At 69.2% G+C, this 11053-nt stretch carries 7 protein-coding genes and 2 tRNA genes; 7 read left to right on the top strand and 2 right to left on the bottom strand.

The window, feature by feature from the left end; genetic code table 11:
* Window positions 1-223 precede the first annotated feature (223 nt).
* Window positions 224-778, top strand: coding sequence for a class IV adenylate cyclase (cyaB, locus tag ACFY3D_RS14270; protein ID WP_389979179.1), 555 nt, complete (start codon window positions 224-226; stop codon window positions 776-778).
* Between the two features lie 303 nt (window positions 779-1081).
* Here cyaB and ACFY3D_RS14265 read toward each other — a convergent pair whose 3' ends face one another.
* Both ACFY3D_RS14265 and ACFY3D_RS14260 read right to left on the bottom strand, forming a co-directional pair.
* Entirely contained in the window at window positions 1082-4219 is a 3138-nt protein-coding gene (locus ACFY3D_RS14265) for a M14 family zinc carboxypeptidase (RefSeq protein WP_389979177.1), read from the bottom strand.
* Window positions 4220-4512: 293 nt separating this feature from the next.
* Window positions 4513-5202: a ThuA domain-containing protein gene (locus ACFY3D_RS14260; RefSeq protein ID WP_362905035.1), complete on the bottom strand. Its 690-nt coding sequence runs from the start codon at window positions 5200-5202 to the stop codon at window positions 4513-4515.
* A 255-nt stretch (window positions 5203-5457) separates the two neighbouring features.
* On the opposite strand from ACFY3D_RS14260, the gene ACFY3D_RS14255 reads away from it, so the two are divergent.
* From ACFY3D_RS14255 to ACFY3D_RS14230, 6 genes are all read left to right on the top strand, one after another.
* Window positions 5458-6879: a hypothetical protein gene (locus ACFY3D_RS14255; RefSeq protein ID WP_389979174.1), complete on the top strand. Its 1422-nt coding sequence runs from the start codon at window positions 5458-5460 to the stop codon at window positions 6877-6879.
* Between the two features lie 140 nt (window positions 6880-7019).
* Window positions 7020-7092, top strand: a tRNA-Lys gene (locus ACFY3D_RS14250).
* Between the two features lie 19 nt (window positions 7093-7111).
* Window positions 7112-7187: transfer RNA gene (locus ACFY3D_RS14245), tRNA-Gln, on the top strand.
* An 832-nt stretch (window positions 7188-8019) separates the two neighbouring features.
* On the top strand, window positions 8020-8361 hold the full coding sequence (locus tag ACFY3D_RS14240) for a CU044_2847 family protein (RefSeq protein WP_389979171.1): 342 nt from the start codon (window positions 8020-8022) through the stop codon (window positions 8359-8361).
* A complete protein-coding gene (locus ACFY3D_RS14235) occupies window positions 8358-9293 on the top strand; it encodes an AAA family ATPase (protein ID WP_362905031.1) in 936 nt (311 codons plus the stop codon). The genes ACFY3D_RS14240 and ACFY3D_RS14235 overlap by 4 nt, the downstream gene beginning before the upstream one ends.
* Window positions 9290-11050, top strand: coding sequence for a hypothetical protein (locus ACFY3D_RS14230; RefSeq protein ID WP_389979168.1), 1761 nt, complete (start codon window positions 9290-9292; stop codon window positions 11048-11050). The genes ACFY3D_RS14235 and ACFY3D_RS14230 overlap by 4 nt, the downstream gene beginning before the upstream one ends.
* Window positions 11051-11053: the final 3 nt, after the last annotated feature.

Below are 11053 nucleotides of genomic sequence, written 5' to 3'. Positions count from 1 at the left end.
CGAGAGCGACGAACACGCCGTCGAGCTCGGCCGAATACTGTGCCATGCGGCTAAGTATTGTCCGCCCCCAATACTTAGCGCAAGAGCAAAGTATTCAGATCGTGCCAGGCACCAGGCCGCGGCGCGCTCGACCAGGGATCGGCCTGTTGCGATGTTCCTCGCACGGAGGCCTGCGCGCTCCCGGTAGGCTCCCCGAGTCGCAGCGGAGACCAGGGAGTTCGTCGTGACGCACGAGGTGCGGGAGATCGAGGTCAAATACCGGGTGAGTGACCTGGCGGCGTTGGAGGACGCTCTCGTGCGGCGAGGGGCTCTGCTGTCGGCCCCCGTGCACCAAGACGATCAGGCGTATGCCGAGGACGGGTGGACCTACGCCCAGCCCAAGATCGGTAGGTCGTTCGCCCGGCTGCGCACCCAGCAGGGGCGGCACCTGTTCACCGTGAAGAAGCCCGTCGACAACGCGATGGCGTGTCTGGAGCACGAGACCACGGTCTCCGACCGCGAGCAGATGCACCACGCCATCACGCTCATGGGGTTCCATCCCACGATCCGCATCGTGAAGGTCCGACGCACCGCGACGCTGGGCGACATGACGATCTGTGTCGATGAGGTGGAACACGCCGGAGCCTTCGTCGAGATCGAACGCACCGTGCAGGGGCAGGAGTCCGGCGTCGCCGTTCAGGAGGAGCTCGATGGCTTCGCGCGGTCTCTCGGCGTCGCCTTGGAGCGCACGACCGACACCTACGATTCACTGGTGCGCGCCGCGCTGTCCCCGGCCTAGAACCTGGAACAGGGACAGGTCACCGGCCTCGACCGGGTCACCACACGGCAGGTAGGCCGCTTTCACATGGTCAGCTGGACCGCCGTGAACGCGGCTGTGCGGACGACGTCAGCGTGACCGGTCTTCTTCCAGCGGTCGGCAACACCGGGCTCGGCGGGTTTCCGCCTGGCAGCTGTGACCACTGTGGGTCCGGTGACTCAAGCGCGGAGGCCGGGCGTCACGGGGGTGACGCCCGGCCTCGCGGTCGGGGCCGGTCGACGGGGCGCCCGTCGACCGGGGACAGCCGTTACCGGCGGGAGCCGGCTAGCCGATCAGGTGCTTCATGATCTTCTTGATGGTCGCGGCACGCTCGGCCGGGGAGGCCACCTGCTCCAGGCCGAAGCCGAGGAAGACGGTGTCCTTCGTCGAGACGGCCGCCGTCTTGTCGGCCTGTGCCCTGGCGAAGTCACCGGCGTTCGCCGGGCTGCCCGGGGGCGGCCCGGGGATCGCCCAGGCGCCGAGGCCGGACTCGAAGCCCTCGGCGGCGAGCTGGCCGCCGACGGTGGTGACCTTGGTGTCGTCCACGAACGCGCCGGCGCCGCCGGTGGCGGGGTCGGTCACGTAGCTGACCGACACCTCGACCTTCTTGCCCGCGTACGCGGACAGGTCGAAGGCGACCGGCTGCCAGCCGCCGGAGCTACCGGTGAAGGCGTTCCAGGCACCGCTCGTCCCGGTCGGCGCACAGGGGTTGCCCGGGGTGAGGTAGCGCAGCAGCCACGGGTGCTCGTCCAGCAGGAAGCCGGCCTCGCACTGGGCGGGGACGTCGGTGCTGGTTCGGCCGTTGAGGTCGGGCAGGGTGGTCCAGTCGTCCTGGCCGACCGTGTGCGCCTCGACGATGACGTTGTCGTAGCCCTCCTCGGTGTCGTACGAGAGCTGGAACTGCAGCTTGGGCTGCTGCGCGGCCGGGACTGCCGCGAGGTCGATCGTGCGCGTCAGCCTCTTGTACGCGTCGTCGGTGTGCGGGCCCGCCACGTACCAGCCGCCCTCGACCGGGTCGAACGGGCCGGTCGCCCCGATGTAGTCGCCCGAGGCCCAGCTCTTGAACTGGGGGAACTTCGCGGGCGGCAGCGTGTTGCTGGTCACCTGCAGGTTGCCCGCCTCGTCCAGCGGGTTGTCGGCGAGCGCCGGGCCGCCGAAGGTGCCGCTCGTGCCGTTCAGCCCGGGACCGGTGCCGGTGAACCCGGTCGGCCCGACGCGCGGGTTGCGACCGTAGACACCGAGGTAGTACTGGGCGAAGTCGTCGGCGAGGATGAGGCACTCCTCGAAGAAGCCGTCCTGGGTGGTGATGACGCAGTCGGAGTCCGGCGCGCCGTCCAGGCCGTAGTAGATGCCGCCGAGGCTGGTGCCGAAGAAGCCGAAGTATCCGGCCGTCTCCCCGGTGTAGAGCAGCTTGCCTCCCTCGTTGAGGTAGTCGCGGACGGAGACGGTCAGATCCTGCTGCTCGCGCTTGACGTCCATGTCGGGAAGCGGGCCGAACGGGGTCTCGGTCTCCACGTCCTGGGCGTCCATCGCGAGCCGGTCGTCACCGAGGTACCAGGCCACCGCCTTGAAGTGGCCGAGCACCCCGAGGTGGTGCGGCACGCCCTGGGCGTCGACGTCCCACGTCTCCGAGGCGTATCCGGCGGTCTGCAGCGCCTGCCTGTACTGCGCCGCGTACTTCGGCGCGGTCACCGACGCCGGGTAGTCGGGGTTGAATCCCGTGTAGTCCTCGTTCGCCACGATGAGGACCTTGGCCTTGGACTTCTTCTCCAGTTTGTACGTGAAGTGTTCGCTCTCCACGGTCCCGACGCCGGGCTTGTGGCCGGTGAACCAGACCTCGACCTTGTCTCCCGGTTTCGCGCCCTCCACCTTGGAGCGGTACTCGGCGAAGTACAGCTTGTTCTCGTCGCCGTACCGCTCGCCGCCCTTCCACTCGCTGAGGCCGCGCTGGCGCACGGGGCCGCCGTTGATACGGAAGCGCAGCTGCTTGGTGAGCAGGGACCTCCGCATGGTGACGGCCACCGGCTGCGGGTCACCGTACGAGACGGTGAAGCTGTCGGGCCGGAAGTCGGGGACCGTGCGGCCCACCGGGGAGACCGGCGCGTCGGGGGTCTTCACGGACTTGGCGAGATTGACCGCGAGCGGGACGTTCTTGGCGAACTCCGCCTGGATCAGGGCCTCGCTGTCGGGGAAGGTGAAGCCCGAGCCGCCCGCGCAGTCGGCGAGCGTCCACTCGTCGTCGGGGACGCTCTCGACCGCGACCTCGCAGGTGCTCATCTCCGGTGTGATCGTGAGCGCGTCGTGCTTGTTGGTCATGTGACCGTCGGTCTCGCCGTTGGTCGTGTAGAGCTCGGCGCCGATGTCGGGGTCGTAGCCGGGTACGGCCGGCGTCGCGTCGTCACCGAGCAGCGCCTCGAAGATGAGGTCGTCGGGAGAGGGGGTCGCCTGCTGCCAGCCGACGCCGTACAGCAGCAGCTGGGCGGCCGAGTGGTAGTTGAGGATGTAGGTGAAGTCGACCCGCTTGGCGAGGTTGTCGACGGCCTTGGTCTCGGGTTCCGACTGCGCGCTCGGGCCCCGGTAGGTCTGGCTCGCCGGGTTGTCGGAGGAGCCCTCGTTGTCGTAGCCCCACTTGTAGGCGAAGTTACGGTTCAGGTCGACGCCGTCGGCGCTGGTGATCTGGCCGTCGTTGTTGTTGTCGCGGAGGTTCTTGCGCCAGAGGCGGTTGCCCGCGGTGAAGGTGTGGTCGTAGCCGTCGGGGTTGGAGACGGGGATGAACCAGAGCTCGACGTTGTCGACGAGCTGGGTGATCTCGGGGTTGGTGCCGTAGCCGTTCAGGTAGTGGAGCAGGAGCCTGCGGTTCATCTCCGGGGTGATCCACTCACGGGCGTGCTGGGCGGACATGTAGAGCACGGCCTTGCGCGCCCCGTCCTTGAGCTGCCGCGCGTTCTTCGTCACCTTGATCGCGGTGAGCGGCTGCCCCTTGACCGTGGTGCCGAGGTCGACGACCTTGGCGATGTTCGGCTTGGCGTTCGCCGCGTTGACGATCTGCTCGCGGATGCCGCCGGCGCCGCTGTACGGCTTGAAGACGCCGTCCCCCTTCGCCGCCTGCCTGCTCGCCGCCGCGGGCCGCTGGACCTTCAGGTCGAGGCCCGCCTTGCCGAGCTGCTCCGCCTGGGCCGCGCCGAGGATCGCCTCGACGCTGACCTTCTCACCGTTCGCGGACCTGGTGATCCGCAGTTCCTCACGCTCGACACCCGACTTCAGCAGCTCGTCCATCTGCTGCGGGGTGAGCTCGCCGACGTAGACGCTCACTCCGTCGTCGCCGTCGGCGGATGGATCGGGTACCGCCGCCGCGGGCGTGCTCACCATCAGGCCCAGAAGCAGGACCGCGATTGCGAGAACGACCGATCTCGCACGTTTCATTGCGACCTCCGTACATCCCCCGAAAGATAGGAATGCACGAAATCTGGGGGATAGTCGGACCTGAGTCAACGTCAACCATCGCCATGATTCCGCGCTGACCTGATCCGGTCAGGACGCGCCCGGGACTTCCGGAATCGCGAGGGACGCGCGGCGTGCGAGTCCTCGAAGACGCTCCCGAAGCCCTCTCCGAAGCCGTCTTCATGGACCGTCTCCGGAGACGGTCCATGAAGACGGCGAGGGTCCCGGCCGGGCGAACCTGGCCGGGACCCTCCTGGCGGGGAACCGCGAAACCGTCAGCTCCCGAAGTCGCCCGTGGCGACCCCGGCCGCGTAGCGAAGCCCGCCGTACAGGTGGGCGCGGAAGTTCGGCTCGCTGTAGGACTCGATGGTGTGGCCGAGGCCGGTGTACCAGGACCGGCCGCCCTCGTACGTCCTGTACCAGGCGATCGGGTGGTCGTCTCCCATCGACCCGCCGGAGTAGGTCGACTCGTCCAGCGTGGCGAGCACGTGGACGGTGGAGCGCGGGTTGGTGCGGTAGTTGTACAGCTCGTCGGTGCGCACCCAGGTCGTCGGCAGGTGAGCCGTCGAGGGGTGCGCGCCGTCCTCCACCCGTACGGTCACCTGCTGGATCTCGGGGTGGGAGGAGAAGTAGGCGCCGACGAGGCCGCCGTAGAAGGGCCAGTCGTACTCGGTGTCGGCGGCGGAGTGGACGCCCACGTATCCGCCACCGTCCGCGACGTACGACTCGAACGCCGTCTTCTGCGCGGCGTCGAGCACGTCGCCGGTGGTCATCAGGAAGACGACCGCCCGGTATCGGGCGAGGTTCTCGGCGGTGAAGACACCGGCGTCCTCGGTGGCGTCGACGGTGAAGCCGTTCTCGGTCGCGAGTTCGCCCAGCGCGGCGATGCCCGCCGGGATGGAGTCGTGCCGGAACCCGGCCGTCTTGGAGAAGACCAGAACCTCGTATGCCGGATCAACGGTCATAAACGGAGCACCCAGACCAATCGTGACGACGAACATCGCGGTGATCGCCGCGATGATATTACGTACCCTAAATCCCCATTTTTCATAGGAAGTAGCTGTATCGCGTAGATCGCTGGGTGCCGTACCCCCGCGCGTGGCGGAGCCGGACAGCCGGGATCCCGTTCGGTGGGGCTCACCGGCGCCGGTCGGGGCCGGATGGCTGCGATCGGATAAACCAGTCGAAGCCGGGGTGGACCAACCAGGATCATGACTTCCATGACGTTCCACGACGACAAGGACAGCGGCCGATCCCGCCGGGAGATCCTCGCCGAGTTGCACGACTCGCTGGATCGGCGGTACCGGCCCGAGGACGTCGCCGATCTGGTGCTGCGAGCACTGGACGGGCAGCTGTCGCGGCGTGAGCGTACGGTGTTGGAGCGCGCGGCCAGGTACTCCTCCCGTCGCGAGGGCTGGTTCTCCTCGATGTCCGCCGATTACGCGAGGCCGGTGGGCGGTGCCCGGCAGGTCGCGGCGGCGAACCGCCTGTTCGAGCGGTCGGCGCAGGTCGACCCCGACGTTCCCGAGTCGCTGCTGGAGTTCGCGGCGAACATGGGACGCGAGATCCGGTGGACGCCGGACCGCGGTGACTTCCTGGCCGACCGGCTCAACCGGGACGCCCGGGAGGCCGCGGGCATGGACCTGTCCAAGCGGCAGTACAACCGCCGGTTCAGGGTGCTGCGCCGGGTCGCCGCCAAGGCGGGCACGCTGGGTACCGAGCAGGTCAAGCGGCGTCTGCTCATGGTGGGCGTCACGGGATTCGGCGCGGACATCCCACTGGAGCGGTTCGTCTCCGACGTCGACGCCGCGTGCTTCGTGGCGTACTACACCGCGCGCCGCAAAACGCGCCGGAAGTTCAGCCTGTCCGGGCGGGACAACCCGTTCGACGAGATCGCGTCGATGCTGCTCGACCGGTGCGCGGACCGGAGCGACTGGTGGATGATCGCCCAGGTACGCACGACTCCCGACATCCTTGGACGCCTGACCGACGAGGAGCGCGGACGGCTGCTGGGGCAGTGGTCGGCCGTCATGCGGCACAGCGCCGATGTGCTACGCGCCTGCTGGAACCCCGGCACCGACCGCACCACGATGCTCGTACGGCGCGGGGACGACTCCACCACGTGGAACAACCTGGCGGTCGCCTACAACGCGGCCCGGGCCGCCTGGTTGTCCTGCCTGGCGTCGCTGGACGCGTTGGAACTGCTGGAAGTGGCCTGTCCCGGCAAGGTGATGCGCCTGATGGCCGCCGATCTGGCCGCCTGGCATCGCGATACCGGCGGCGACGTCGATCCCGACACCGCGGTGTGGGCGGCGCTGCCGCTGCCCTGGGAGGTGCTGGACGGCACCGCGGCCTGCCCGCGGGTCACCGTGGAGGCGGCCTGCCATGCGGCCGGGCTGGACCCGGAGCAGACGGGGTGGACCGCGCCCGCGGCTCGACGTGGCGTCGCGGCGTTTCGGCCGACGCCCGAACTGGTGCACGGGGTGACCGTCGCCGATCCGGTGTGGGCGGCCCTGCTGCGGCGTGCCGGGGTGTTCAGCGGCAAGGGCGTGAAGCCCGAGCTGGCCGCCGACGCCCGCCACGGGCTGGCCTCCGGAGTCGTGGTCGGTGATCTGCCCGCCGCGGACCTCCCGGAGAAATAGGCCGGTCACCCCGTTGAGGGTCAGCGGTGGCGCCGCCGGGCTTCGGATCGGGTGAGCGCCGGTGCGGGCCCGTCGGCGCCACCGATATGCCGGAATACCGGTGGCGTCCGCCAGGTGGCAACGGTCATACTGAGGCGCGGCCCGCTGTAGCTCAGTGGTAGAGCGCCTGGCTCTTCATCCGGGTGGACGCCGGTTCGAGCCCGGCCGGCGGTGCCGTACACGGTGGGATATCGCCTCGTGGTAGCTCAGTGGTAGAGCGCCCGGCTCTGGACCGGGTGGACGCCGGTTCGAGCCCGGCCGACGAGGCCTTCCACCGAACGCTCCGGGCACCGATCGTGTCGCCCCCTCCACCGGACAGAGGTCGCCTCCGGCGAAGTGGTGGACGAGCGGGTCTTCACGCGATCCCCACCGCCGAGACCGGACTTCTTCTCGCAGGTGAGCCGGGAGCCGACCGGGTCCCCTCCTTACCGCGCACCGTGGAAACACGGGTCGAACCTCACGGCACCACTCGACGAATGAAGATCCTGCCGCGAAAGAACAGATTCCAGAAAAGGCGGATCCGGCCGGCTCAGGCTTTCCCATCGCACATCCGCCGGATCGAGGCGGCCTTTCCGGCCGCGCGTCGACGGCGCCTTCCCGAGATTTCCGGTCATACGGCGACGGGGCGGTGGCGACTTTCCGGCCACACGTCGGCGCAGGATCGGAGATGGGCGCCGGACCGCCGTTCCCCTCCCTTCAGCACCGAACCAGAATTAAAATGATATTTCATACCATTCCACCTAAATCGCCTCACAGATCTTCGCGACCTCGCACTGACACGACTTCACATCGGTGACCCTCCGGCACGCGCGAGGGCCGCGAAACGCGGCCGGTCCACCGGATCCGACCACGGCGGGACGGTCGACTCCCCGAGGGAGCGAGCACCTCCACGACCTGCGACGACACAAAAGCCCTGCTCTCACCCGCCGGAATCGAGACATCTCATCCGAAGGACCGACGGCGGGAGAATCAACCGAGCCGTATTCCAAAGAAAGCACATCAGTGGATATGGTGACGCACGCCGGTATCTACGGCAGAATCAGTGACCTGTCAGGCGGCACAACGAACAACATCGATCTCCTGCGAGGTTTCATGGTTGTGGTGGCGGCTCCGAATGCCTCCGGTCACGGGGTCATCAACATAGAGCTCGACGAATTCGAGACGAACGACCACGCCTCGATCTACGACGACGACACCCGGGGGGCACTGGAAAAGCCCTTGGAAATCAGCCGCCACCTGTTCAGCGAGGCACTCCAGATGGTGGCGAACTGCGCCTACGAGGCGCGCAACCAGATCGAGGCCATGGAGGAGAAGGCCCGTCCCGACGAGTTCGAGATGCAGCTCGCCGTGAAGGTCGACGGCAAGGTCGGCGCGAAGATCGTGGAGTTGAGCTCGGGGGCACAGATCATGGTGACGCTGCGCTGGAGGAAGCCGGCTCCATGACCAAGGTGCGGATTCTGCCCTACAGCCACGTCGTCGGACAGGCCGACCTGCTCCGATGCCTGGAGCTCGCCTTCGTCGCCCCGGGCATCGGCGGTGTGCTGCTCAGCGGCGAGCGCGGCACGGCGAAGTCGACCACGGTGCGGTCCTTCAGCCTGATGGCCTACGGCGAGCTTCCGGTCACGCTGCCCATCAACGCCACCGAAGACCGCGTGCTGGGCGGCTGGAGCATCGACGCGCTGATGACGGGCAGGACCGAGCGGCAGCCGGGCCTGCTGGAGGCCGCCGACAAACAGGGCCTCCTCTACATCGACGAGGTCAACCTCCTCGACGACCACCTGGTCAACATCATCCTGGACGTCACCTCGACCAACGTGCTCGTGGTCCACCGGGAAGGGCTCGACCGGCCGACGATCCCCGTCAGGTTCACCCTGGTCGGCACCATGAATCCGGAGGAGGGGTGGTTGCGCCCGCAGCTTCTCGACCGGTTCGGCCTGCTGGTGCCCGTGAGTGCCGAGACGGCGGCCGAGCAGCGGCACGAGATCCTCCGCACGGTCCTGCGGTTCGAGGAGGAGATCACCAAGTCGGACTCCTCGTGGCTGGAGAACGGCGCCAGACAGGATCGGGAGATAAGAAAGCGGCTCAACCGTGCCAGGGCGAGGGTGGGAGAGGTGAAGATGCCGGACGAGATCCTCGGCCTCTGCTCCCGGATCTCGGCGAAGTTCGAGGTGGCCGGACACCGCGGCGAGAAGGTGATGGCACTCGCCGCCAGAGCGCGAGCGGCGCTGGACGGACACGGCACCGTCACGTCCGACGACGTCCGCGCGGTCGCCGAGTTCGCCCTCGCGCACCGCCTTCCCGAGGCGGTGTACGGAGAGTCGATCAAGTGGACCGCCAAGGAGCGAGACCAGCTGGACACGATCATCTTGGGGTGACCATGGCCATGCCGACCGCGTCGCGAGTGAGGTACGCCCTGGCGTGCGCCGCGCTCGATCCACGGCTTCGCGGGGTGCTCCTGTTCGACCTTGAGCCCGCCCTGCTGCTCGACATCGGGCAGTGGCTCGGCTCACTCCTCGGAAACCCCCACCCGTACGTGCTGGGAGCGTCGGCCGTCGCGGACAGCGCGTGGATCGGCCTGTCCTCCGGGCCCACGTTCGGCGTCTCCCCCGGTCCCCTGGTCGACAGGCCCGGTGCTCCTCCTCTCACCGTCCTCGTCTCCGATCTCGCGAAGCTCTCGCTCACCGGGCAGCGGGCCGCGCTCACCCTCCTGGACACCGACGTGGCCCACCTGGAGCGCGAAGGGCTCGGCGTGACCTGGGCACCGCGAAGCCGGTGGGTGGCCGTCTGCGCCCGCGCCGACATCGGCCGGATCCCTCCGCATCTGCTCGACCGCTTCCCGCTGCGCATCGACGCCTCAGGACTCTCCGCGGACCTGGACCCCCCGTCGGAGGAGTGGCGTCGCGCGCTGGCCGGGGGCCGACCGGCGACCGTACCCGACGAGGTGGTCACAGGAATCGTCGGCCGTACCGCGACAGGCACGGCCGGTGCGCGCCGAGACCTCGCCCTCGCCAGGATCGGCCGGGCGCTGGCGACCCTCGACGGCCGTGCGCGGACCACGGACGCCGACGTCGAGCGAGCGGTGTCACTCCTGCGTCTCCCTCCACCACGCGGCCGGGGTCACGGCGACGACTCCGGCCCCGGCGGTGGCGTTCAGGAAGGGGACGCCCTCGTGGGAGGCGGAGGGGCCGGACGGCGGCGCGACAGGGAGGAGCGGTCCCCGCGGGCGCGAACGGACGGGTTCGACGTCGTCTCCCCGGCTCCCGCCGAGCCGCTCGCTCCGGGACCCGCCCCGCCCGCCGACCTCGGCGGCCCCTACCCGGAGGACGACATCGAGCCGGAACGGGACCCGGGGTCGCTTCGCTCCCAGGCGACGCGGCACTCCTCCTCACGGCCGAGCCACGGCAGGTCCATCGGATCGCGCCCCGGCGCCTTCGGCGACCTGGCGATCGTCGCCACCATCCTCGGCGCCGCTCCCTTGCAGGCCCGGCGGTGCGAGGATCACTACTCACGCCCCCCGCATCCCCTGCACCTGATCCCACCGGATCTGAGGGTCCATCGCCGAGGCGCCGACCCGGCCAGGCTCCTCGTCCTCGTCCTCGACCACACGTGCAGGGCGGGCTGGAACTGGCTCGACGCCCTCGCCCCCTATCTGCAGTGGGCCTACACCGGCAGGGCGGCCGTCTGTGTGATCGAGGTCGGCGCCGCGGGCGTCGCCAACGAGCTCCGCGCCCAGCGGTTCAGCGCGTCCAGCCTGCTCGACCCGCGGGTCGTACGGGCCCTGGAACGGCCCGTCGGCCGCTGCACCCCGCTCGCGCATGGGCTCGACCTCGCCGTCGAGACTTTGCGCCACCGGCTCCACCTGGGGAGGGTGCCCGCCGACGACGTGCTGCTCGTCATCGTCACCGACGGGCGCGGCAACATCCCGTTGCGCGCGAGCGCGACGGGTGAGCTGCCCGACCTCGTCGGCAGGGAGGGAGTGGAGGACGCGCTGGCGATGGCACGAGAACTGAGCAGGATGAAACGGATCCACGCCGTCGTCCTCGATCCCGGGCCCCGGCCGGGCGCCACCCTGACCCGCGCGCTGGCCGAGGCCTGCGGTGCCCGGCTCCAGCACGGCGGTGAACCCCGGTGAGCG

The sequence above is a fragment of the Streptosporangium sp. NPDC000509 genome (assembly GCF_042898365.1).
Classification (GTDB): domain Bacteria; phylum Actinomycetota; class Actinomycetes; order Streptosporangiales; family Streptosporangiaceae; genus Streptosporangium.
The sequence above is the reverse complement of the archived record's forward strand: the minus strand, read 5'-3'. Positions and strand labels throughout refer to the sequence as shown.

Bases quoted from the DNA above. Each gene is read 5' to 3' on its own strand.
- ACFY3D_RS14265 (WP_389979177.1), bottom strand. From the start codon at position 4,219: ATGAAACGTGCGAGATCGGTCGTTCTCGCAATCGCGGTCCTGCTTCTG.
- ACFY3D_RS14260 (WP_362905035.1), bottom strand. From the start codon at position 5,202: ATGACCGTTGATCCGGCATACGAGGTTCTGGTCTTCTCCAAGACGGCC.
- ACFY3D_RS14255 (WP_389979174.1), top strand. From the start codon at position 5,458: ATGACGTTCCACGACGACAAGGACAGCGGCCGATCCCGCCGGGAGATC.
- ACFY3D_RS14235 (WP_362905031.1), top strand. From the start codon at position 8,358: ATGACCAAGGTGCGGATTCTGCCCTACAGCCACGTCGTCGGACAGGCC.